We start from the raw sequence: 23,999 nt of genomic DNA, 5'->3' as shown, positions 1-23,999 counted from the left end.
TTTCCTACAAACATAGCTTAAAATAACGTTTCAGCCGCATTGATCACGGCAGCACGTTCCCTTTCATCCTCCAATTTATCAGCAATCGCTCTCGCCACTGCTCGCATCGGCGGAATATAAGCCGTAAGATCACAAGCATCGAGCAATGCTCGGATCGACCCTGCTTCATCAGGCAGCTGCCCCATCTCGATTAAGGTTAATAAATCAGCCGACAGCTGCACATAAGTTCTCAATTGCTTGTCGTCACGCAAAACAGACTTGCTTTTCAAAAGCTTGTACAACGCTTCCCCTTGCAAATAGGGAATATCCACGGTCACAAACCTGTTTTTCAATGCTTCGTTCAATGGCACGGTTCCCATATAGCCTTCATTAATGGCAGCAACCACTCTGAAATCAGGGTGAGCGGTGATAACTTCGCCGGTGAATGGATTCGTAATCGATCTCCGATAATCCAGAACACCATTGATGAGTGACAAGGTCTCCGGTTTCGCCATATTAATTTCGTCTATGTATAGAAAATGTCCCTTCGTCATTGCTTTCATGATCGGTCCAGGGATAAAAACAATCTGTGAACGGCCCTGCTCGTCATGGGACAACGTTTTAAACCCCAGTAAAGCTTCGGCATCCAAATCCGTTGAACAATTCACGGCATGCATCGGTTGATTAAAAATCGCCGAAACATGTTCTGCAAGCTTCGTTTTTCCTGAACCTGTCGGGCCTTTGAGCAGTACATTTTTACCCAAAAAAAGCGCAATAACACTATCGATCAAAATGTCTTCCCGAGGCGCCTCAAAGGCAGCTGCCCCGATTAATTTCGCATCCTCTGCGGTCGCTTTCGTCTGTGCTCTCTTTTGTTCCAAGTGCTCACGGATTTCTTGAGGTATAGCTTCTGTTAACATATTCTCTAATGTTCCTCTCCTGATTCCTTTGTTCTCTTACTATTTATCAGGAAAGCTAACGTTGTCAAGCCTTTCAAGGCAGCCACGGTTGTTCGATAACCGAATATGAGTAGAATGCCATCGCTTCTCCACATTTGGGGCAGCCAGGCTTGGATGGCAACTCGTTATACATCTGTGCCAACGCATAAGAGGTTTCACCATTAATGGCTTGTACGACATCATCCGGATGTACGTAATCACATTGCCGTGAACTACAGTACGCTCGAACTTTAAATTTATTGCTCATTTTTGAATTTTGACGTGTCATGCTCATGCCGATCGATCACAGCCTTCAGCCCAATCATCGTCATACTCCTTTTTTTCTAATTGGATAATCCGGAAACTATGACAAAACCCTCAGCAGGAGGCTGAGGGAGATGTGTGAATCTTTTGCGCAAAGTTTTATTTTAAGGCAGCGTATTTCTTTGGCCGGTAGAATAGCTTGGGAAAGCATATTGGATCATGGTGTTAAATTCGTTGAGATACGTATCCATATGTTTGTTGTTTTGCTGCTGAGCATCATAATACATCATGCGGTTCACGAAATGCGGGTTCGTAGAAATGAAAATATTCGCTTCCGGATAAATCCGAGTCAGCAAACTCCTTATGGCTTTGGCGCTTTCTGCCGGCAAAGGCTTGGCCGAGAGCCAATCCATCTGAGCTCCGGCTCCCGAACCGAACAACCCAGCCCCGGTTTCCGGGTCGTTTGTTTTACTAAGCATTTTCATGCCGTCATTATCGGCACCCATGGCTTGCATCCCGCCCATATCTACCGCAATATAAATGTTGTTATCCGTAAATGCAACAGCTGTGTTTCCGAGGTGAGCCGCTTGAATAATACCATCTGCCAAATCACGGTTCATCGTCAAATGTGTATTCGTGTGCGCTTTAATGTTGTCAATCGTAGACGGTCGCATCGATGGCAGCGGGGATTGATTGACACTTTTAGCTCCTAGTGAAGAATTCTCATTGTTCCTGAGACTCGTATCCCATGAGCCAGCATTCGGATTTGAAGAACTTGCTCCTGCATGATTGTTCGGGCTTGCGGCGGTACAGCCAGCGGCTGTGCTTACTAACACGATCGAAAGTGTAAGTTGGATCAACGTTTTTTTCATATAAAAGCTCCCCCTTCTTTCTTTATTTCTTGCTGATGTCCTTCTTTTCCGGTGTGTAAGCAATTAAGGAGATTTCATATCCCAATTGTTCCCTCATCCGGGATTCAAGCCTGCGAAGATCTTCCAGCAGATCCTCATGCGCTCCCAAATTAGCGAACTGATAAGCCTCTATACTCATGATTTCATCCTCCTTCCTGAAAAATAACGATTAACTTTAATATGGTCATTTATCCCCATTTTTACTAAATAATAAATAAAGCCCGCCACCAATTGATTCATTGGCAAGCAGGCTTTACAACGTCCTAGTCTTCTTTTTTACGAGTTTCATCCAATTCTTCGAGCAATTTTCGAACCGCATCCGGATCGGCCGAACCATTTTCTTTAAAAGCTCTCAGCTTGTTTAGCAAATCCGCAGCGATAGCTTCATCCTCTGACTGTTCCTCTTCATGCGTGGGGTCGAACCAGATGTAGAAACCTTCCGGTCCGTTGCGCAAAAAAGCTTTACGCCAAAACTCCGGATACGCATAGCCCTGCTCCCCAAAAATCATTCCGAGCACATCGTCGCTGTCAATCGGCAGCAAATAATGAAACGACTCCGGCTCACCGGTATTCGTAAAATCACGGTGCATGTAAGCATAATGAAGGTAATGCTCACCTGTCTCTGCATCTTTGGATACTTCGTACAGATCCAATTCCGTTTGAAGCAATTCTTTAACAGGAACAATACGTGCGGCCATCGTTTCAGCGGAAATCTTTTGATGGTGAAGGAATGATACTTCCTGTTCCATTGTAACTCACCTCTCTCCTCATCTCGATTTTCAAAAATTCATCCAGGTCTTTAGCGGTAGGCTATGAGTCTGATCTACGCGTTGATCCCACGATCGCATTGCGCAAGGAACGTTTAGGCAGCTTCCATTTATAAAATACGGATAACATTCGCAAAATGACGATAAGTGCAAAAAGCACGGATATCTGCCAAGCTCCTTGCGACCAGCCCAAACCAACCAACGCACCGGCCAGCATGCCCCATACGGCATAGATTTCGTCCTTCAGTACAAGCGGCTTTCGGCCAGCCAGTACGTCTCGAACCATTCCGCCGCCAATCCCCGTTAACACTGCAGCCACAATGACAGCACTTAAAGGATGCCCCATATTCGTTGCATAGAACGCACCTTGTATAGAGAAGGCTGCCAATCCGATAGCATCAAAGAAAGCTTCCCACGTCTTCCATACCCGAATGTATTTGACAGGCATCAAGAAAACTAAAGTCATAGCAAATAAGGCGATTTGAAAATATAACCCTTGCTCCCACAGCAAAACGACGGGTTTGCCAATCAGCAAATTTCGAATGACACCACCGCCGAATGCCGTTACGAGCCCAAGAACATAGACCCCTAGAATATCATATTCCTCTTCCATCGCAACAATCGCTCCACTGACTGCGAAAGCGATTGTCCCGATGATGCTAAATAACTCCCAATTCACTTGCTGCAGCCCCTGTCTACTCGATGTCCCAATTCAATTTAACTTCATTGCCGGTTTGTGAGGATTGGTAAATCGCATCTAGAATTAAATTATTCGTATAACCTGTCATCACAGAGGTAATTGGTTGTTGACCGGTTTCGATACACGATAGGAAATGTCTCAGCATCCGCACACGAGGTCCTTCGTCCAGCTCAGGCACAGTCAGATCCACATCCGCTTCGCGATCAAACATTTCTGCTAGTAGCTTCCCTTTATTGCCGCGAATTGAAGCGCCTCCTTCGGAACCAAGCAGTTGCACGTAAGGCTGGCTATCCGTTTCGATGAGCGCGGCCCAGCTGACATCAAGCGATAGGGTTGCACCATTATCGAGTTTAATCAACGCTGTAGCCAAATCTTCTACATCATATTGCCCTTCCCAGTTCGGTGTCCCCCAAGAGCCAATCCCTTTTTTGCGTGGACCAAATTCCGCATAGGTTGCCCCATATACCGAAACCGGTTTCGGATTCCCCATCAAATAGAGGGATAGATCTAACATATGTACACCTAGATCAATTAACGGACCGCCGCCGGATTTACCCATCTGTGTAAACCAAGTTCCCCAGCCCGGAATCCCTTTACGTCTCATCCAGCCTGCTTTGGCATGATAAATATGGCCTAACGCGCCTTTATCAACCTGTTGTTTGACAGCCTGTGAAAGGACTTCCCAACGCAGCTGATGTGGAATCATCAGCACTTTGCCTGCCTTGCGCTCTGCTTCTACAATTTGTCTAGCCGATTCGAGATTAAGCGCCATAGGCTTCTCCAGCATGACATGTTTACCTGCCTCTAAAGCTTGAATGGCTAAAGGCGCATGCCACTCATTGGATACAGCAATAACTACTGCATCAATGCTTGGATCAGCGAGCAGCTTGTCCGAACTCTCATATACCCGCTCAATGTTATATTGCTTAGCTCTAGCCTCTGCGAGTGGTAAGTACACATCCGTTACCGCGGCAATTTCTGCCTCCGGCACTTTTTTCATCACTTCCATATGTACATTTCCGATGTTTCCGGAACCGATAATCCCGATTCTGATTGGTTTTCCTGCTGTCATCTAAATCCCCCCAAAACTTGTTTGATTACAATCTTTCTTATTATAATTGTGCTTATCTTTCCCCGCAACCGCCAATCTATCGCTCAAATGAGTCAAATGCAGACGGGTAACCCGATTAATTTCAAAAGATTCTTTGGGAACTAGCCCTCTCTCGCTATTCTTTACATATAATAAGATGCTAAAACTTTTTTAATAGTTTGTCTCAAACATACTTAACATTTGAAATGTATCCTAAATATGTAGACCAGCTGGTACTTTTTCCAGATGGAAGACGTGAAGGAGGGCTTGACATGCAAGCAGTTACCATTAAATTCAAAAACAAATCCATTCCCGTGCTTAATTTCACACATCGCAGTTCACATATGGAATTGTTGTCCAGTAAGCTTAAGGAGTTTGAACTTCATTTCGAATTTCGTCGCAAATTAAAAATGATCTCGCTGATCGAGATCATTGGTGATGTCGCTATTTTCAAGTATAACGACGGCACAAAATTGTATTTAGAAGTTTCTTAATTCGACTTTGGGAAATATTCTTTCTGCAGTTGACTAAGCTCCTGAAGAGAGCGCCTAGCCCATGCTTCCATTTCCGACAGCTTAGAGATTTGAGCCATTAGCGCTCTCTCCAGTGATACTTGATAATCGGGAATTGCACCCGCATATGAACGTATCGTTGAAATTGGCATTAAAGCAATCTCCTGATACGATAAAGCCCGTCTTTGATGAAAAAATGCGACGCTTGGGTCCATAGGATTATGCAAGTCCCCTTGTGTTGGATGTTCTTTTACAGCCAAGATGCGTACTGCCGCTTTCATCGTACTCGACATTTCCACTACTTCCCCATAATAAACCCCAGTCTTATACTCAGCAATGACGTGATCTCCTAATTGAAAGCTGCTCATTCTTATCATCTCCTATAGTTACTTGCTGCTCAATGGCAGCAGTTTGCGATATAGCTCATCCACTGACTGCATGCGGTAAATCAGTTGTTTGTCCTGTCCCTGTTCAAAAATAGCGATGCACGGCACGCTGGTCACTTGCCATTCACGGCTAATTTGCGGCAGAAAATTAATATTGCTCTTATAAAGCGGCAAAGAAGGCTGCATGGTCATAATGATCTCCAACATACGTTCAGTCACTTTACATGTTCCACAAAACGGCGTGTACAAAAATACAGCAAAGGACTCCTCCTGCCTGTTAACGATCTCTAACAATTCTTGTTGAGACAATTCCCTCATGCTAACCTCCTCGTTCATCTAACCAAGCCAAACTGTCAGCCGCATAACCGATAAGATGAGGGAAATCATCCAAATGGCTCTCATCGATTTTTCTGCCGAATGAAAGTGTAATTTGATTATGATAAACCACTGGAAAAATACCATATTTGTATGAAAGAAGTTGTGTGATTTGTGGACGATGCTCCCATATTAGGCCTAACTGTTCTTCAATATGCTTACATTCCAAATCCGGGTTCTTAACTTTCGTGAAAAGCTTAATCGTAAGCGTACATCCCGGTTTAGCTGTAGGGTTCTCTAAAATTTCAGCAGCCAAATCACTTAAATGAACATGCAAATTGATTTCCGCTTTGCTCGGCTTATCAATCTTTCTTGCAAACTCAATCGCATACGTTCGGGACATGGAAGAAAGATCCACAAGATCTTCCCGCCGTGTGATGATAATTTTGCCATCCAAATCCAAGTCGTAGACGGCTCCTTCCAGAACCACCTTAATGTTGTCATAGATCGTTGGGTCAAACATCGTTCACACCTTCTTTCATCTTTTGTTTGATTCGATTATACTATTAACATATCACGGTAAAGAAGGTGTTTCTATGTCAGACAAGCCACAAGATCAGCTGGACGAACAACAAGGTCCTAAGAAAGTAAGCCTAGCCGATGCAATCAAACAAAAGTTAGCTCAGAAGAAAGCGGATCAAGCCGCAGCACGTGCAAACCCTAAACAAGCGGGCAATACGAACCAAAGTGCCAAAAGTCAAATGACGAAAAAAGTAAATAATCAACGCCGTCGTACTGGCGGAAGCTAGAGCTATGTAGGTAAAAGCGCCCTGAGAGTCAAACATCAGGGCGCTTTTCATTTGGTCTTACGCGTATTGAGCTTCGCGTTGTTTTTTCACATCTTCACTATCCAGGTATTCATCATACGTAAGCATTTTGTCGATGAGACCTTTCGGTGTGATTTCCATTACACGATTAGCAATCGTTTGAATGAACTGATGGTCATGGGAAACGAACAACATCGTACCGTCGAAATCAACAAGTCCGTTATTGAGCGCTGTGATGGACTCCAAATCCAAGTGGTTCGTAGGCTCATCAAGAATGAGAACATTCGCACCGCTAAGCATCATTTTGGAGAACATGCAGCGTACTTTTTCGCCCCCGGATAGAACGTTAGCTTTCTTCAAAGCTTCCTCACCAGAGAACAACATACGTCCTAAGAATCCGCGAAGGAATGATTCATCCGGGTCTTTGGAGTATTGACGAAGCCAATCCACCAAGTTCAGTTCGGAGTTAAAGTAATCTTGGCTGTCTTTTGGGAAATAAGCTTGGGAAGTCGTTACCCCCCATGAGAATGTACCTTCATCTGCTTCCATTTCGCCCATCAGGATTTTGAAAAGCGTTGTTTTGGCAATACCGTCCGGACCGACAAAAGCCACTTTATCCCCTTTGTTCAGCGTAAACGTTACATTATTCAATACTTTTACGCCATCAATTGTTTTGGAGATGCTTTCAACAGCCAACAATTGTTTACCAGCTTCGCGCTCACCTTTGAAGTGAATGAACGGATATTTACGGCTGGAAGGACGAATATCTTCAAGTGTAAGCTTCTCAAGTTGCTTTTTACGGGAAGTCGCTTGCTTGGATTTGGATGCATTCGCGCTGAATCGAGCGATAAAGGCTTCCAACTCTTTACGTTTTTCTTCCGTTTTCTTATTCGCATCTCTAGCTAAGCGTAGAGCAAGTTGACTGGACTCGTACCAGAAATCATAGTTCCCGACATACATTTGAATTTTACCAAAATCAATATCCGCAATGTGTGTACATACTTGGTTCAGGAAGTGACGATCATGGGATACAACGATAACGGTGCCTTCAAAACGAGCAAGGAAGTTCTCCAGCCAACGAATCGACTCTAAGTTCAAATGGTTGGTAGGCTCATCGAGCAGCAAAATGTTCGGATTGCCGAACAGCGCTTGCGCCAAGAGAACACGAACCTTCTCATTGCCGTCGAGGTCTTTCATTTTTGTATCATGTAAGGAAGTTGGGATGCCTAGACCAATTAGTAGTTCTGCGGCATCGGATTCGGCCTGCCAACCGTCCAGATCCTGGAACTCGCCTTCCAACTCAGCAGCTCTCATACCATCTTCTTCAGAGAAATCCGCTTTCGCGTAGAGCGCATCCTTCTCTTCCATGATTTTGAACAAACGAGCATGCCCCATTACAACGGTTTTCAAAACTTCGATTTCGTCAAACTCGTAATGGTTTTGTTTCAGAACAGCCATTCTCTCTCCTGGCGTGATCGATACTTCGCCTGTGTTCGGCTCAATTTCACCGGAGAGAATTTTCAGAAATGTGGATTTACCTGCACCGTTCGCGCCGATTAGACCGTAACAGTTACCTGGAGTAAATTTAATATTCGCATCTTCGAAAAGCGCTCTTTTGCCGTAACGAAGTGTCACGTTATTAACATTAATCATGTGGAATACTTACCTGCCTTTATTATAGTTTCTTCTATCATAACTTATTTCGCTCTATTTCTTCTACCAACTCGGATAAATAAGTCCATCTTTCCATTGCTGCTTCCAAATCGGCCGTTGTTTGCTGCTCTTGCTCATACAAATCGCGAACACGGTCAAAGTCGCTGCCAGCCGCTTCAATTTGCTGTTTCAAGCTTGCCGCCTTATCTTCCAAAGCCGCAATCGTCCCCTCGATTTCATCCCATTCCTTCTGCTCTTTGAAAGTTAGTTTCTTAGGACGGTTTGTATTCGCTGAGCCGCTAGAAGCTGTTGAATGATTGGCCGCTGTTTTGCTGGAGCCCGTATTGCTACTTGCTTGACGCGCCAATTCTTTGCGTGCCTGCTCCGCCTCTTCTTGCTCTTGCTTCTCCTCCAAATAGTCGGAGTAGTTGCCAATATAAGGCTCAATGCCTCCCTGGCCATCAAAAGCAAACAGATGCGTAACCGTGCGATCCAAAAAGTACCGATCATGGGAGACCGTGATAACCGCTCCTGGGAAATTATCCAGATAATCTTCCAGTATGGTCAATGTTTGGATGTCCAAATCGTTCGTCGGCTCATCAAGGAGCAGAACATTCGGTTCTCCCATAAGAGTACGCAGCAAATATAATCTGCGGCGCTCACCGCCTGACAGCTTACCAATAGGAGACCACTGCAGTGTAGGGGAGAACAGGAAGCGCTCAAGCATTTGCGAAGCGGGTATTGTCTCGCCGTCAGACGTGCGAACCAATTCAGCCGCTTCCTTGATGTAGTCGATGACTCGCATCTTTTCATCCATCTCGACCGTTTCTTGCGTGTAATAGGCGAGTTTCACGGTTTGGCCGGTCTCGATCGTCCCGCTGTCGGGCTGAATACGCCCGGCGAGCATGTTCAGCAGCGTCGATTTGCCGCTGCCGTTAGGTCCAATGATGCCGAGGCGATCCTTCGGCATCACGATGTAGCTGAAGCCGCTCAGCAGCGTCTTCCCGCCTGGGAAAGCTTTGGTGACGGCTTCCAGCTCCATCACCTTCTTGCCAAGGCGGCTGCCAGCTAGCGCCATGTCCAGCTTGTCTGCGGGACCATCTACCTTGGTGTCCCGCAGCTCTTCGGCGCGCTGCACGCGCGCCTTCTGCTTCGTCGTGCGCGCTTTCGCGCCGCGACGGAGCCAAGCCAACTCGCGGCGCATGAGATTCTGCCGCTTATCTTCGCTGGCGGCTTCGGACTCCATCCGCTCCGCCTTTTTCTCGAGGAACGCCTCATAGTTGCCTTCGTAGCTGTAGATCTTGCCCCGGTCCAGTTCCAGGATGCGGTTCGTCACCCGCTCCAGGAAGTACCGGTCATGGGTAACGAGCAGCAGCGCGCCGCGCCACTTGCCGAGGAACTCCTCGAGCCAGATCGCGGTCTCGTTGTCGATATGGTTCGTCGGCTCATCCAGGATGAGCAGATCGGCGGATTGGATCAGAACGCGAGCCATAGCGACGCGTTTACGCTGCCCGCCGGACAGCAGGCCGACGGGCTTGTCGAACTCACTGATGCCTAGCTTCATCAGTACGGTTTTGGCCAAGGTGCTGGCTTCCCAGGCACCTTGTTCATCCATGCGCGTCTGGGCTGTGAACAGCCGCGTTTGCTTTTTCTCGCTGGAGGGATCAAGCTCCAGCTCAGCCAGGGCCAGCTCATAGTCGCGCAGCGTCTTCATGAGCGGCGTGTCGCCGTGGAATACTTGCTCAAGCACGGTGGAGTTCGGATCGAACTCCGGGTTCTGCGGCAAGTATTCCACTCGGAAATGGTTCGCGTGCACGAGTTTGCCGCGATCCGCTGTTTCCAATCCCGCCAGCAGTTTCAGCAGCGTGGACTTACCTGTGCCGTTCACGCCGATGAGACCGATGCGCTGCCTCTCGTTCACCGTGAACGTGATGTCATCGAACAAAACCTTGTCGCCATAGGTTTTGGTAATATTGACTGCACTCAAAATATTCATGCTTCCACTGGCTCCATGACATAGGCTGCAAGAAGCGCTGCTGTGTTAACTACAGCATCCATATGCGTCCGCTCCATGCTGTGTGACGCATGAACACCAGGACCTATCAGCGCGGCGCGAATATCGCGTCCGCCTCTGAGCGCGGCCGAAGCGTCTGAGCCATACCTTGGATAAATATCAACGGCGTAGCCTATTTCCAACTTCTCGGCAAGCTCAATCATTTTGGAAGTCATTTGATAGTCATAAGGACCTGACGAATCCTTCGCGCAAATGGAGACATCACGTTCGCTACCGCTCAAGTCATCGCCAAGCGCACCCATATCTACGGCAATCAAATCGGTAATATCATCTGGAATAAAAGATGACCCATGCCCAACCTCTTCATAATTGGAGAAAAACAATTTTATCGTGAAGAGCGGTTGTAGACCTTCTTCTTTGATAAGTCTTAGTAATCCGAATAACGAAGCCACACTCGCTTTATCATCCAAATGACGGGATTTCACGAGGCCATTTTCCTTCACTTGTACACGCGGATCGAACGAAATGTAATCCCCAACCCGGATACCAAGATCCTGAACTTCTTTTTTGGATTTAACAAGCTCATCGATACGCACTTCCATATTAGCTTCATCACGTTTGAACTCTCTGGCATCTTCATACACGTGTACAGACGGTCTTGAAGTGAGAATCGTCCCATCATAAACGCGTTCGTCGCGCGTATGAATTTGAACATATTCATTCTCAATAGCGCCCATCATGAATCCGCCCAAAGAAGTGATCTTAAGCGTGCCGTTCTCTTTAATAGAACGAACCATTGCACCTAGGGTATCCACATGCGCAGAAATACCAATAACCCGGTCATTACGGACACCAGGAACCGTCACAATGCCACAGCCCTTATTCGTATATGTAAGCTCATAACCAAGCTTATTCACTTCTTGTTCGACCTTTTTCATAATGTGGTGCGTATAACCCGTCGGGCTTGGCGTACGCAGCAGCATCTCGAGTACTTCCGTCATATAAGCTTTATTTAATTTGGATTTCACTCGGGATTCCTCCCTTTTCTATAAATTATTAAGATTCCTGTAAACACACAAAAAACAGTGCAGCCTAGGAATTTTAGCTGCGCTAGCGGCATAAGCCGCAATGCTAGCCCCTTCTAAGGATACTACACTGTTCCCTTATGTTTTTCAAACCCAATTAGCTTACAAAATCAACGCAAATGGAAGTCCCATCAAGTACTGTCTTCATATGAGCCTTCACACCTTCATGAATAGGGTGCGTGTCATATGTTTTTAAATCTTCTACGGAATCGAATTTTGTAATCAGTGCAATATCATACGAACGCTCCAAATGAAGAATATCCGTCCCTACTTCAATATGGCGCAACACTGGAATTTTCCCTTCCATGTTCGTAAGAACCGCTTTCGTTACTTCCACCGCTTCAGGGCTACGATCTTTGAGCTTAAAAAACACAACATGAGTTAACATTGGACATTTCCTCCTAATTGGTTACTTTTGCTTTGGCAGACCATTCTTCCACATTCCAAACTCTGGTTACCCAACCTTCATAAAATTCCGGTTCGTGGCAAACAAGCAAAACTGTGCCTTTATAAGCGATCAAAGCTCTTTGAAGTTCTTCTTTGGCCACAACGTCCAAATGGTTGGTAGGCTCATCGAACAACAGCCAGTTGCTTTCTCTCATCAGCAGTTTGCAAAGCCTTACTTTGGCTTGTTCTCCCCCGCTGAGCATGCTCATGGCACGTGTGATGTGCTCATTTTTTAAACCGCACCTTGCAAGAGCGCCCCTGACTTCATTCTGATTCATGGAAGAAAACTCATTCCAAACGTCGTCAATCGGAGTCATATTGGGCGCTTTAACCTCTTGCTCAAAATAAGCCGGACTTAAGTAATCGCCTTGATACGTTTTACCGCTGAAAGGTTCAATTTTGCCTAAAATCGTTTTGAGCAGTGTAGATTTCCCCACACCGTTACAGCCAACGATCGCAATTTTCTCGCCGCGTTCAATCGTCACATTCATTTTCGGTAAAAGCGGTCGGTCGTAGCCAATTTCCAAATTTTCGGCCTCAAATACAATTCTACCACTTGTACGAGATTCCTTAAATATAAACGTAGGTTTCATCGCAGTTTCCGGCTTTTCGATTCGATCCACTTTCTCTAGCTGCTTCTGACGGCTTTTGGCACGTGTAGAGGTGGAGGCCCTGGCTTTATTGCGGGCAATAAAGTCTTCCTGCTTTTTAATGTACTCCTGCTGCTTCTCATAGGCATCAATATGTTGCGATTTGTTCATTTCCGCCATGTCCAGGAATTTCTCATAGTTCGCTGTATAACGAGTCAGCTTCGTAAATTCCAAATGATAAATCACGTTAACGACTTCATTCATGAATTCCGTATCATGTGAAATCAACATAAACGCAAACGGATAATCTTTGAGATAGTTTTTCAACCACTCAATGTGTTCGACGTCCAAATAGTTCGTAGGCTCGTCTAACAGCAGCACAGTTGGTTTCTCCAAGAGGAGTTTGGCCAAAAGAACTTTGGTCCGCTGCCCACCGCTTAACGATGTCACATCACGGTCTAAGCCAATGACATTAAGGCCAAGTCCGTTCGCCATCTCTTCGATTTTGACATCCAGCAAGTAGAAACCGCCGATTTCCAAACGCTCCTGAATCTCGCCCATCTGCTCAAGAAGAACTTCCAGTTCTTCTGGCGAAGCATCCGCCATCTTTTCCGTAATAGCCATCATAGCTCTCTCTTCTTCAAAAAGAGGTAAGAAGGCATCGCGTAAAATGTCGCGAATCGTCCTGCCAGCCGCTAATACCGAATGCTGATCCAAATACCCATACTTAATTCGAGGCGTCCATTCTACTTTCCCTGTATCTTTCAATAATTTTCCGGTCAATATATTCATTAATGTGGATTTCCCCACACCATTTGCTCCAACTATGCCAACGCGCTCGCCTGCCAGTAGACGGAAGGAAACATTTTTAAACAACGTTCGATCCCCAAAACTGTGGCTCAAATCTTCTATCGTCAAAAGACTCATTTTAAAAATCTAAACTCCTGTCTGTTAAAAAATCGCACATACTCGTGACTTCTTATTATACCACTGCTAGAGGTAGACAGGAAATAGTTAAATTTTCAATATCGAAATATCAAGGTTTGGCACACAATCTGAATCTCGTCGCCATCTTTTAGCAAGTAAGATTGATAGGTCACAATCGGTTCTCCATTGAGAGAAGTTCCATTCGTTGAACCTGTATCCTTCAGTGCATAACCCTTATCGCATTTTGTTATTTCAGCATGGATTCGGGAAACACCTGCTTCTTCCAAGACATAATCCGCTTTTAAATTCGCATCTCCCCGGCCAATCGTGAAGTGATCGCTGAGGATTGGCACTGATTTCGGCATTCCTTGCATCTGAACTTCGAGCCTTGGCCCTTCCGGCTTAAGGTTTCCTAGAAAAACGGTTGCATTCCTAGCGTTGTTTTGAATTAATGTCGTATGCATATGTAAGTTCTGATAATGACTTTGAATATCTTGAGGTTCAACATTAGATACCGTAATTGCCTCTTTATTACTTTCAAAATACTTCTCCGGTTTATCGGAAAAGAACGGCACCTGCTTTTCACCGTCACTTCTGTACCGCGGCAGCCCAAGAAATTTTAATACAAACCATACATCTGCTAATAAAATTGTTATTCCTGCTGACAGGTGCAGCGAACTAGTTGTAGGAGAAGAAACATGATGCTGCCAGAGAAACGCCATTACGATTATGATACCAATTAGGACAATGAATTGCGCTCTCTGTGTGATTGGATAAAAAGAGGCCGTTTGACTATTGTTTATATCCTGTTTCACATCCAATATTGGCGTATTTATCGGTGACTCTTTCAACGGATTGCTTGTGGTTGTGTTGATCTGGTTAATGATCCTATTTTGTTTCCTAACCGGCTTTGGCAGTCCATCGTGAACCAGAGTTTGCAGGTCCATTAGTTTTAACAGGTTCGTTTTGAAATTTTGAAGAGTTTGCGGCGTACATGGCAAGGCATCGGTGTCTAGCCAAGCGTCTATATCTTGCTTTACTTTGTCGTTCAACTTTGAAGCAATCTGCCTCATTAAATCCTTTATTGCATTGCATACACTCCATTCCTTCGTGCTTTGTTCCATAGGCACATACGTCAAAAATACATCGGACCAGTCACTGCCTATAAAGATGAAATTATCTTTCAGGACAAATCCCGTCTCATGCAGCATGTAATTTTTACTATCATCTATCACACAAACAATTGCGTACATGAGCTTGGCGAATTGAGACTTGGAAAGCTCCTCAACCTTAAGAACCTGAGCAAGCATTCTCTTAGCTGTTAAGCTATAAAGCAGGCTTATTCGATGATCTATCTCCTGGATTTCAAGCGGAAGCATGTTTGGTATCGTGTTCGCCTCAAGCATCTTGATTTGCAAAGTTGAAAGAGCATCAACGGTCAAACCCTCCCCATCGTCTTTAAAAAGACGCATACAATGGCCATGTTGATATACAAATTCATATCGCAGTCCGAATAATTCCTCTGTCACAGGCCCACCTCATCTTAAATAGAGTAATACCAGGTCATTGCGACAGCTGGCATAACTGCATACATAAAAGGAAACTTGATATTAGCATCACGTTTCATTCCCTTTACGATGTTCAGATCATGTAACACGATAATTGAAAAAAGCCACTTCATCAGCTTCAGCCCCGTTTCCGCCATTTGTTTGTGCATCAGTAATAAAACAAGCCCTATCAATGCGGCGCAGAGTATGGAATATAGCATCAATTGGAAAACAAAACTGAAACCCATCATAGCTCCTATAGCGGTAAAGAGCTTCACATCCCCAGCCCCAAGCGCACCTATTAAATAGAGCAGGAACATTGCCATAAGTGCACTTCCTGCCCCTATTAGCGAGAAAGTTAATCCGTTCATTCCGCTTATCGACACGTTCAACATGATTCCCACCACCGCTCCGCTAATGGTTAATATGTTGGGGATCACCGCTTTTCGTACATCAGTAACAAAAGCAATCGTAACAAAAATCAATAGTAAATATTGAATTCAAAGCCCTCCTCTATTAGAGATGGCAATTAGGCACCTACCCACGCTCGTTCAAATGCCCTCTTTTTCAAAATAATCGATTGGCTTAAAAACGGGATCGGTAATCGATACGAAATCTCCGCCTCAATTCCAAAATAAGCTTCACCATCGTTATACAAACTTGGAAGAGTCACAGAAACAACTTTAAAGTTATTTCTCTGTACGGTTGAATCATCGCAAAAAGCGTAAATAATCGGAGTAAACGCGGCATGTAAGCGGGGGTTAACTTGCTGCTCGAGCAGTTCATCTTTCCCTTCTGTCACTAACTCCTCGCCTTGCAGCCGCTTCTCTTTCTCCCATTTAACTAATTCGAGCAGCGGTTCTGGGATATATGCGGCATACTCATCTGCTAAACTTTCCGTGTTTGACACTTGTTCTCGTGCAGATTGAACATGGCCGATGGCTGAATTTATGATTTCAGCTGGTCCACTCTGCTCAAATTTCACTTTAGCTTCTTGCACGAGAAGTCTTACTGGGTATAACTGACCAGCTATAGTTTTCGTAGCTTCAGACACACCGGCTTGCAGCGCCATCTCCAGGCATGCAATTTGAATACAAATGACAAGGCCAACAACAAAGGCAAGGAAAAAAGGTAGTATTAAAGCAGCTTCCAATACGATGCCTCCCTTTTGTTCACTGTAAAACTTATGCAGCATAATGCCCCTCCCAACATTCAATACGCTACTGCAGCTGAGCTAGAAAATTGGCATCGATTCCCTGTTACTTTGCAGCCTAATAACCCGCTCCCATCCAGGAGTTTCATGATCTGAGGAATAAACCACAGCTTAATATCACTTGAGGCGTTACCTTGTAAATATGTCGTAGCTTGCATTAAATCCCTTCCGGTTTCAAGCTCTATAAGCGCCTGCATTCTAGCCATTTGCTTCGTGTTATTGCTATGTATGAGCATAAAGACCCGTAAATAATCCTTATAAGTCAAGCTTAAGGCTGGGGCTGCTATTTTTGCGGATAACTCTACGGCTTCTCCATTCACCAGCTTTGTCATGTCTTGGAAAGCCAAAACAGCCCCTTCTGCTGCTGCAGCCAGAAGTACCAGCAGCGGTGAGCCAAGATTAAGCAGTTCCTTTTTAGGATCAAGCAGAGCCTCAACGGTTCGAATTGCCAGACGGAAAGAGAACATTTCCGCATAAGCCGATGAAATATTCGCTGAACAGGAGGAGAATCCATATAGTACATATTCTACCTCTTGGTTTGCTAACGCGTGTGTTCTCGGATCTGCTCGCTCACTTGAGGTTTTGGGATTGCCTGTTTGATCTTTTTCCAAAGCAATCGTCCGGTAGTTGAATTTAGTAAGCGCATATTCATTCACATATAGCTCGTTACGCATAACCTCCGCCGCATTGTTGAAGGCTGCAAGCATATCCATTGCTTTGAGGCTAACCGGCTCAGATTTCTCTAAATCGTAAGCAATTTCGCTGCCGATAGAGGCTTCCTGTGCATTAGCTTCCCGATATTTCTGGTAGAAACCTTTGGTGGATGAAGAAGATTGTGAACCAGTACCTTGAAGACGATCATAACGTTCATCATCACTACTCTGAGCATTCACTAAGCTGCATCCACCGATCGATTGCTTCGCTTGATCCAATATCATTTGAATCTTACTTTTTTGCTGCTGTTTATTAGCTGAGATAGCACTGTTTTGTTCCATTCTCGTTCTCTCTAATACGCTTTGCTTGTTATAAAATTCCTGCGATTCCTTCCAGTAAGCAACATTGGCTTGATTTGCTTTGTTTGTATTTTCAGCAGTATAAAGTTGTACAGAGTCAACTACCTCATGAAAAGCTGTAAATAATGCTGTAATGCTTGCAATAGCTGTCTGGTACTTATAGAAGTATTCATCTCCCATCACAGGAACACTTTGAAAAACCTCGTTCGCACTAGTCCCCGCATTCCCTGTATTTGGTCTTGAAGTAATCCCATTAAGCTTCGTGCGAATATCATCATTTTGTTGTTTGGCCGTTCGCAGGGCCGGCTCGATCTCCTGCTGCAGTAACCCAATTTCTTTGGCATTTGCCTGAACTTCGAGCTTAGTAGCAGCAAGGAGGGCCACATATTTAATAATTAATTGAAGCAAATTTTGAAGATCATTTAGTTTTTGAGATAGTAGCTGAGCTTGAGTCCCCAATGCCTGACGGGATTCCAATATTGCCCGAATGCCTGCCACACCGCCCGAACCTGCGCGACTGATCGCGGCAATGGACATATCCAAGTCTCTAATCGATGCCTGAACAGATTGCAGCTGATTTTCTACCTGAACGATTTCATTTCGCACTTCATCTGCGGTATGTATGCCAATTTGGGATGCTAAACCGTCCAATTCTGTGATACGTGATTGGTATTTGCTATGGTATAAGCTCGTTTTGTGATAAAGCTCTTCACTACTCTGCCAAGCTTCATCCAGCTGTTTTTCTCTTTGATCTATAAGCTTTTCTAGCTCCGCGGCCTCCTTAGAGAATTGGCTTCCAAACTGAAAGGGAGCTTTCGTTCCTGTTTTGCGAAATTTATCCGTTATCTCCAGTGTGAATTCAATTGGTGCCTTGATTTTCATATCCTCCAACAATTGACGCTCAAAAATTTCATGGCTGGCTAACGCATAAACAGGTGTAACACGTTCTCCATGATCAATCGCTTTAGTGCCCACATAATGAAAAGCACCTGACGATACTTGACTTGACAAGTTATTAGCAAAAACCGTTCGAAAAACTTCCTCCGCCTTCTCTTGTGAGATGCCCAGCCCATATAAGCCCATTGCTTGAAGCTCTGTATCAAAAGATGACATCACTGAGCGCGCAGCAGCCTTGACCGCTGATTCGGTCTCTTTTTCCGCCAATTTAATTCTGGCAAAATCAATGAGTACCGCTTGAAATAAAAAGACCGGCACAATGATTAGAATCAGATAGACGGAAACAGCCCCTCTTTCTGATCGAACGAATCTCTTCAAAAACTTCCCCCATTCTAATTATGAATAACAACGACGATCCCTTTCCGCTCAAGCTCTTTTCGAAAAGCATTGGAGGGCATACCTTTGCCTCCTGCATCTTTTTTGAAGAAATGCCACACGACACCTTTCACTTGAGCGCCTTGATGGATAAGTTCGAGATCCTTAGGAAGCTGCTCCATTCGAAGCTGAGCCTCTGTCAAACTATAAAAGGCTTGATGACCAATTCCGCGAGCATCCAATGCGTCGACTGTTCTGCTTTTACCAGACTCTGTCGTCAAAACCACCTCAGTGCCACTAACCAAAGATCGCAAATACGCCGCGGCCTGCCGTTCCGATTTAATCGTGATACTCGGACCTGACAGGTCACTTTGTGTAGGTTCTGCAAGTGCTTCTCTTGCTTTTTGTGGAGAAATCCGGTCCTTGATCGTTTTAAAATATGTCCGTGTAATATCCGTTAATCGAATAAGCTCAACTGGCTCAACAACGTGCGAGACAGCAGTGCCGCCTGTTTGATTAGCCCTAAACCATTTGCTCATAACTGGTGATATATGAAAAGCTTTTTGAAGTTTCACCTCGACTTGTTGGTCTAGAATAAAATTAGAAAACTTGGCTGATCCCGTAACACCTTGAGGCAGCAATTCAGACGATTTAGCCAGCTTTCTCTCGACGAGATTGCCAGCAGCTCCCGATGGAAGTGCAATCTCGGATGAATCGTTCGACACCAGTCTTCCAAATAAATCGGATACGTGGTTTTGTGTAAGTCGAAAGTAGAGCCCATCCGTCTCCGAGGGGTTAAAGTTGCCTGTCACCAAATCTTTGTGACTGTTGTCCCAAGTAAAAGCTAACCGTTCAGCTGCTGTTCTAGCGATTTGCTGAAGAGACACTTTTTGATAGGCGTATAGACTAACGAAAAGGACAGTAATTGTGCCAAATAAGATGAGTGGTAACACTAGGGACGCTTCTAATGTAAAGCTTCCCTGCTCACCATCTCTAAAGCGTTGTCCACGGCTATGACGGCTATGGCGCACAGCTAGTAGTTGGACTTGGCGCACAGGGAGCCACCTTACTATTGTCTTTGAGGTCAGAATTGGCATCCCCAATCAGCTTTTGGAACCACGAGACTATCCATTTTCTAAAGATAATTGCTATGGCAACAAGCACAGCTACAATCAATAAAATCTCTAAAGTACCGAGTCCATCTTCCTCTTTCCAAAATGATTTCAACCCTTCCCTCATGTTTCTCATCATTTCTTACCTCCATTATTTCATCATTAGTAATGCCGGCATGGCCACAATCACCATCACCACAACAAAAATAAGTACCATGGGAAAAACAAGCTTAGAGGAGGCTTCCTCTCCTAGCGTTCGGGCAACTGATTTTCTGCGCTGCCAAAGTTCCAGGGATAGCGAATGAAGTGCCGTAACGAAGTCACTTCCTCCTCGTTTATAGTTGAGCAGGATGGCTGAAGTAAACAAAGATACCTCATGCAGCGCACAGCGTTTGCTAAAGTCTTCCATCACTTTTGAAAATGAGACGTTCATCTCCAGTTCATGAACAGCTTGCGAAAGTTCAATGTAAAGCGGCGATTGCGCTTTATGAGGCCTAACCTCGACACAGCGAATCCATGCGCGATTGACGGTTTCTCCAGCATTAACTAGCAGCACAATAGTGCTTAATACTTCAGGCAATTCCATGATCATTAAAAGCTGTTTCTTCCTGATTTTCACTTCCAAATCGCGTACCATGAGTATTGGAATGACAATCGCTACAATGAAACCAAAGACCAAGAGTGATGCATCTCCCCCTGCGAGCGCCGAGAAAAGAGTGACAATCACTACAGATAGCAAACTCATCGAGATTATCTCTGCAAAAAACCACTTACTCCCATAGGCAGATAAACTTCTGCCATATAATTTAATTAAATGATGGTGGATTTTGGAGGTGAAATCCGGCAATTTTTCCATCAAACGCAGCTGATCAACGATTAAATAACTACAAGGAAATAGTAATTTGATCCAAAAGGGATAGGGGTAAGCGGTAATGATATCTGCATATCTTTTGCGCCCACACAACAGCAAGATGAGAATTGCCAACATTTCGAATATGAGCAAATAATTGATCCACATGCTACACCTTAATATTCATAATTTTTTGAGTGAGCACATAACATCCGCCTAGCAAGAGCAGGCTCGCACTCATGATGAGGGTCCCGCTCCCTGAATAAAGAGGCTGCATATACTCCGGTGATGAAAAGGAAAGCACGGCAACAATGACAATCGGAGCAAACAATAGCACTCTAGACTCAAATCGCTTCTGTGCAATCATGACGTTGATATCCTGAGTAATTTCAAGTTTTTCACCAATGACTGTTGCTGTACGCTTCATCACCTCCACCAAATTTCCGCCTGTACGCTTACAGGTAAGGAAGACGTCCGTGAAACTGATGATATCTTCTAAATGACTGCGATCTGCCAAATGCTTCAGCGCTGCCTCTATGGGCTCGCCGTTCTCAACCTTTCGGCAAATGACACTGAATTCAACAACAATTAGACAATCAGGGTCAGGATAAAGCAACCTTAAGTCCTCTAATGCCTCTTGAAAAGCACTTTCAATGGACTTCCCGACCGCCATGGAAGAGGATAAACAGCTTAGCGCTTGTTTGAATTGAACAAAAAGTTTATTTTTGCGTAACTGAATTAATTGCTGTTTGCGAATGCGGGGAAACATCAGTCCGACTGCTGAAAAAGCTGCAGCAAGAACGAAGCTTTTATAGAAAATATAACCAACAACAAAAGCAGGTAAAGCGAGCATTAGGATGGCGCTCAATTTTTCACGAGGAGTCAATTGATAGCAATTGTAATCTACTAATGTGAGGACGGAATGGCGTTGGGGATGGTGGACATCTCCAGTATTAGCCTTCTTCTCAGCAGGACCGCTGCTTTGCCGGCGTCTCTCCAAGAATAACAGGAGCATCCAACTGATTGTTCCCGACAGGACAATAAGTAATATAATTTTCATTCAGTTCCACACTCTTCCTTTCTGTGTGAAAACCAAGTTGGCAGCCTTTTGCCAGCCATACGTATTTTGTGCATGCTTCGTAGTGGGTTGCCTGTATACACAAGCTCTCCGGTTACCTTAGCGTCTGTCACTTCCCCTCTTTCCTCGAATAAAAACAACGGGTGGAGCTGAACTTCACCATCCTTCAATCCAATAACTTCATGAATTTCAGTCACCTTCCGCGTTCGATCACGAATTCGGCTGATATGAATCATCACATCGAGTGCCGAAGCAATCTGCTTACGGATAACCTCAATCGGCAGGGAAGCACCACTTAGCACCATGGTTTCAAGTCTGCTCAACATATCCACTGAGGTGTTACCATGGCCAGTACTTAAGCTACCGTCATGACCAGTGTTCATTGCCGATAACATATCTAGTGCTTCAGCACCACGAACCTCCCCAACAATAATGCGATTCGGCCTCATCCGAAGCGAAGCGCGAATTAGATCCCGTATGGTAATTTCACCTCTTCCCTCCGTATTGGCGTTTCTGGTTTCCATTCTTACCAAGTTGGGTACGGTCTGTATTTGAAGCTCGGCCGAATCTTCAATCGTAATAATACGTTCATGAGCGGGTATCCAGCTGCTTAACGCATTAAGAAAAGTTGTTTTCCCAGAACCTGTACCACCTCCGATAAAAATGTTATATCCAGACTCAACCAGCACCTGAAGAACTTCCGCTGCCTCCGCAGATATACTCCCCATCTGGATCAGATCCTCCATAAGCAGCGGCTTTTCAGGGAATTTTCGAATTGTCAACGTTGGCCCACTCAATGAGGCTGGCGGAAGCACAATATTAACCCTTGAACCATCTTGCAGCCGGGCATCGACAATCGGTGTTGATTGATTAACGATCCTATTCACTTTTGACACAATCATCTGGATAAGATCCTCAAGCTTCTCTGCACTTTCTAAAGAGTATGCGTATCGCTCAACTGCTCCTCTCCGCTCAAAAAATATATGCTCATGCCCATTAACCATAATTTCAGTAACAGAGGGGTCATCGATAAGCGGTTGTAAGATGTCCAATCCGCGAAATGAATCAAACATACGTTTAACGGAAGCGTGTATTTCGTTCGACGTCCATTTTTCCTCCGATGATGTTAGGAAAATTGCTTCTTCAATAAGCTCCCTCAACTTGGCATCACTGATCGTGCTTGAAAGATCAAGCTTTTCCTTGATCTGCTGCTTCAACATCACAAATTGACTTTGTTTCAAGAAGCTACAGCCCCTTCAGCTCTTGATACAGAAGTTTTATAGCTGATACAAAGAGCTGCAGCCATCTCATAGGCCTGTTCCGAGAATAAACTGGATGCCCACATCTGCTCTGGAGATCTTATACTTTTCCACTCCGGAATATAAGGAAGGTTAAAAGCAATCTCACGGCCAAGCTCAGAAAAATCATTCGTCTGCATGCCAATATACTTATTCATTACAAAATGAACATTGTGCATCGCACCCAGTTGCTTATATAGCACCTTCGTTTTATAAACATCATTCAAATCATCCCGAACCAACCAAATGATATGATCACTGACCTCTAATCCTTTTACAATTCGTGGATGAACGGAAGCTTCCAGATCTATGATGATATACTCATATTCATTCAAAGATATAAGTGCGTCGATGAGAACTCGAATCTGTTCTCCGCTTATTTCTTGCATTTCCCTAATCTGATCATTAGGCGACAAATAATCAAACCGCAGCTGCGGGTCAACTGATTTCAGTAATTGCAGCTTAGGCCCGAGTAATTCAGGCGAACTTTTCAAGTAGTATATTAATTGAGAAAATCGCCCTGTTTCACCCATCAGCCAAAGTGAAGCTGAACTGACAGATTCCAGGCTTAGATAAAAGACTCGCTCGCCACGAAAGGAAAGCTGTTTGGCTAGATGAATAGCCGTCATGGTCTTACCACTATTTCCACTTGAGCTATAAACAGAGATGACGGTGGTTTTATTAGTCCCGTGACTGCTTCTCTCCTCGTTCAGCTTTTCGGCATAGAAAGCCTGAAGTCGTGTAAGCAAATGGTGCAAAGATTGAAACCGGTACAAAAATGGAACCTTCGTCTCTGCATCTAGTGAGTTCGTTATCGTTTCGCTTAAAATCATCTTGTGAAGGTTAGTTCTCCGATCCAATAGAAGACGATAATAGGTCTCCGACAGCAACAACACGCCTACAGCCTGCTTGGCCTCAAGAACCTCTAAGATCAATTCTGCTTTCGAAAAAAGCTTCACCTGCATGCGTTCCCCGAACTCGGAGGCACGTATATAGGAGGCCAGTCGCTGCGCATATTCCTCGTCATCATCCAATACATAGAGTTGAAACCTTTTCATCCAAACCCCCTCCTATCGCTTTAAAATCAAGAGAATTGGCTGTATACGCCACTCCCTATTAATACAAGACCAATCACCCCAAGTACGATCGCCAGGCGAATCGCAGTAGCAGCTTTCAAAGCAACATCCTCCTTATCATTGAAGGAAAAACAA

At 44.7% G+C, this 23,999-nt stretch carries 27 protein-coding genes; 2 read left to right on the top strand and 25 right to left on the bottom strand.

Annotation, left to right across the window (positions count from 1 at the left end):
* Positions 1-17: 17 nt before the first annotated feature.
* The 7 genes from RQP52_RS04030 to RQP52_RS04000 form a co-directional block, all read right to left on the bottom strand.
* Entirely contained in the window at positions 18-899 is an 882-nt protein-coding gene (locus RQP52_RS04030) for a MoxR family ATPase (protein WP_315949618.1), read from the bottom strand.
* 73 nt (positions 900-972) lie between these two features.
* Positions 973-1,206 carry a hypothetical protein gene (locus RQP52_RS04025; protein ID WP_315949617.1) on the bottom strand — a complete coding sequence of 78 codons (234 nt, stop codon included), beginning with the start codon at positions 1,204-1,206 and terminating at the stop codon, positions 973-975.
* Between the two features lie 139 nt (positions 1,207-1,345).
* Positions 1,346-2,053, bottom strand: a complete 708-nt coding sequence (locus RQP52_RS04020) for a hypothetical protein (RefSeq protein WP_315949616.1) — start codon at positions 2,051-2,053, stop codon at positions 1,346-1,348.
* Between the two features lie 22 nt (positions 2,054-2,075).
* Positions 2,076-2,231, bottom strand: a complete 156-nt coding sequence (locus tag RQP52_RS04015; protein ID WP_315949615.1) for a hypothetical protein — start codon at positions 2,229-2,231, stop codon at positions 2,076-2,078.
* 124 nt (positions 2,232-2,355) lie between these two features.
* The gene (locus tag RQP52_RS04010) at positions 2,356-2,841 is read right to left on the bottom strand and encodes a hypothetical protein (RefSeq protein WP_315949614.1); all 486 of its coding nucleotides are present in this window, start codon (positions 2,839-2,841) and stop codon (positions 2,356-2,358) included.
* A 61-nt stretch (positions 2,842-2,902) separates the two neighbouring features.
* Complete coding sequence (locus tag RQP52_RS04005; RefSeq protein WP_127451772.1) at positions 2,903-3,538, bottom strand: trimeric intracellular cation channel family protein; 636 nt, start codon at positions 3,536-3,538, stop codon at positions 2,903-2,905.
* 16 nt (positions 3,539-3,554) lie between these two features.
* A complete protein-coding gene (locus RQP52_RS04000; RefSeq protein WP_315949613.1) occupies positions 3,555-4,631 on the bottom strand; it encodes a Gfo/Idh/MocA family protein in 1,077 nt (358 codons plus the stop codon).
* A gap of 290 nt (positions 4,632-4,921) precedes the next feature.
* Here RQP52_RS04000 and RQP52_RS03995 point away from each other — a divergent pair, with 290 nt between their 5' ends.
* Entirely contained in the window at positions 4,922-5,143 is a 222-nt protein-coding gene (locus RQP52_RS03995; RefSeq protein ID WP_127451768.1) for a hypothetical protein, read from the top strand.
* On the opposite strand, the gene kapB is transcribed toward RQP52_RS03995, so the two are convergent.
* The 3 genes from kapB to RQP52_RS03980 are packed head-to-tail and all read right to left on the bottom strand — an operon-like array spanning position 5,140 to position 6,385.
* Positions 5,140-5,529 carry a sporulation phosphorelay system protein KapB gene (gene kapB, locus RQP52_RS03990; RefSeq protein ID WP_315949612.1) on the bottom strand — a complete coding sequence of 130 codons (390 nt, stop codon included), beginning with the start codon at positions 5,527-5,529 and terminating at the stop codon, positions 5,140-5,142. The two genes, RQP52_RS03995 and kapB, sit on opposite strands and share 4 nt — an antisense overlap.
* An 18-nt stretch (positions 5,530-5,547) precedes the next feature.
* The gene (locus RQP52_RS03985; RefSeq protein ID WP_315949611.1) at positions 5,548-5,865 is read right to left on the bottom strand and encodes a thioredoxin family protein; all 318 of its coding nucleotides are present in this window, start codon (positions 5,863-5,865) and stop codon (positions 5,548-5,550) included.
* A gap of 1 nt (position 5,866) precedes the next feature.
* Positions 5,867-6,385 (bottom strand): hypothetical protein, encoded by a 519-nt coding sequence (locus tag RQP52_RS03980; protein ID WP_315949610.1) that lies wholly within the window; start codon positions 6,383-6,385, stop codon positions 5,867-5,869.
* Positions 6,386-6,482: 97 nt separating this feature from the next.
* On the opposite strand from RQP52_RS03980, the gene RQP52_RS03975 reads away from it, so the two are divergent.
* Positions 6,483-6,671, top strand: coding sequence for a hypothetical protein (locus tag RQP52_RS03975; protein ID WP_379174432.1), 189 nt, complete (start codon positions 6,483-6,485; stop codon positions 6,669-6,671).
* Positions 6,672-6,728: 57 nt separating this feature from the next.
* On the opposite strand, the gene RQP52_RS03970 is transcribed toward RQP52_RS03975, so the two are convergent.
* From RQP52_RS03970 to RQP52_RS03900, 15 genes are all read right to left on the bottom strand, one after another.
* On the bottom strand, positions 6,729-8,342 hold the full coding sequence (locus RQP52_RS03970) for an ABC-F family ATP-binding cassette domain-containing protein (RefSeq protein ID WP_127451758.1): 1,614 nt from the start codon (positions 8,340-8,342) through the stop codon (positions 6,729-6,731).
* Positions 8,343-8,379: 37 nt separating this feature from the next.
* Positions 8,380-10,338: an ABC-F family ATP-binding cassette domain-containing protein gene (locus tag RQP52_RS03965; protein WP_315949608.1), complete on the bottom strand. Its 1,959-nt coding sequence runs from the start codon at positions 10,336-10,338 to the stop codon at positions 8,380-8,382.
* Positions 10,335-11,384, bottom strand: a complete 1,050-nt coding sequence (locus RQP52_RS03960) for a M42 family metallopeptidase (RefSeq protein ID WP_315949607.1) — start codon at positions 11,382-11,384, stop codon at positions 10,335-10,337. Before RQP52_RS03960 ends, RQP52_RS03965 begins: the two co-directional genes overlap by 4 nt.
* Before the next feature lie 154 nt (positions 11,385-11,538).
* Positions 11,539-11,829, bottom strand: a complete 291-nt coding sequence (locus tag RQP52_RS03955; protein ID WP_127451752.1) for a Dabb family protein — start codon at positions 11,827-11,829, stop codon at positions 11,539-11,541.
* Between the two features lie 13 nt (positions 11,830-11,842).
* Entirely contained in the window at positions 11,843-13,405 is a 1,563-nt protein-coding gene (locus RQP52_RS03950) for an ABC-F family ATP-binding cassette domain-containing protein (protein WP_315949606.1), read from the bottom strand.
* 95 nt (positions 13,406-13,500) lie between these two features.
* Positions 13,501-14,934, bottom strand: coding sequence for a DUF6382 domain-containing protein (locus tag RQP52_RS03945; protein ID WP_315949605.1), 1,434 nt, complete (start codon positions 14,932-14,934; stop codon positions 13,501-13,503).
* A 14-nt stretch (positions 14,935-14,948) separates the two neighbouring features.
* Positions 14,949-15,437, bottom strand: a complete 489-nt coding sequence (locus RQP52_RS03940; RefSeq protein ID WP_315949604.1) for an A24 family peptidase — start codon at positions 15,435-15,437, stop codon at positions 14,949-14,951.
* 44 nt (positions 15,438-15,481) lie between these two features.
* Complete coding sequence (locus tag RQP52_RS03935; protein ID WP_315949603.1) at positions 15,482-16,147, bottom strand: TadE/TadG family type IV pilus assembly protein; 666 nt, start codon at positions 16,145-16,147, stop codon at positions 15,482-15,484.
* 17 nt (positions 16,148-16,164) lie between these two features.
* Positions 16,165-18,453: a TadE/TadG family type IV pilus assembly protein gene (locus tag RQP52_RS03930; RefSeq protein ID WP_315949602.1), complete on the bottom strand. Its 2,289-nt coding sequence runs from the start codon at positions 18,451-18,453 to the stop codon at positions 16,165-16,167.
* A 14-nt stretch (positions 18,454-18,467) separates the two neighbouring features.
* A complete protein-coding gene (locus RQP52_RS03925) occupies positions 18,468-19,505 on the bottom strand; it encodes a TadE/TadG family type IV pilus assembly protein (RefSeq protein WP_315949601.1) in 1,038 nt (345 codons plus the stop codon).
* Entirely contained in the window at positions 19,471-19,698 is a 228-nt protein-coding gene (locus RQP52_RS03920) for a Flp1 family type IVb pilin (protein ID WP_315949600.1), read from the bottom strand. The genes RQP52_RS03925 and RQP52_RS03920 overlap by 35 nt, the downstream gene beginning before the upstream one ends.
* A 15-nt stretch (positions 19,699-19,713) precedes the next feature.
* Entirely contained in the window at positions 19,714-20,550 is an 837-nt protein-coding gene (locus RQP52_RS03915; protein WP_315949599.1) for a type II secretion system F family protein, read from the bottom strand.
* Between the two features lie 31 nt (positions 20,551-20,581).
* Positions 20,582-21,472 (bottom strand): type II secretion system F family protein, encoded by an 891-nt coding sequence (locus RQP52_RS03910; protein ID WP_315949598.1) that lies wholly within the window; start codon positions 21,470-21,472, stop codon positions 20,582-20,584.
* The gene (locus RQP52_RS03905; RefSeq protein ID WP_315950380.1) at positions 21,469-22,710 is read right to left on the bottom strand and encodes a CpaF family protein; all 1,242 of its coding nucleotides are present in this window, start codon (positions 22,708-22,710) and stop codon (positions 21,469-21,471) included. Before RQP52_RS03905 ends, RQP52_RS03910 begins: the two co-directional genes overlap by 4 nt.
* Before the next feature lie 17 nt (positions 22,711-22,727).
* Positions 22,728-23,846: a nucleotide-binding protein gene (locus RQP52_RS03900; RefSeq protein WP_315949597.1), complete on the bottom strand. Its 1,119-nt coding sequence runs from the start codon at positions 23,844-23,846 to the stop codon at positions 22,728-22,730.
* Positions 23,847-23,999: the final 153 nt, after the last annotated feature.

It is taken from the genome of Paenibacillus violae (genome assembly GCF_032461945.1).
GTDB lineage: Bacteria > Bacillota > Bacilli > Paenibacillales > NBRC-103111 > Paenibacillus_E > Paenibacillus_E violae.
The sequence above is the reverse complement of the archived record's forward strand: the minus strand, read 5'-3'. Positions and strand labels throughout refer to the sequence as shown.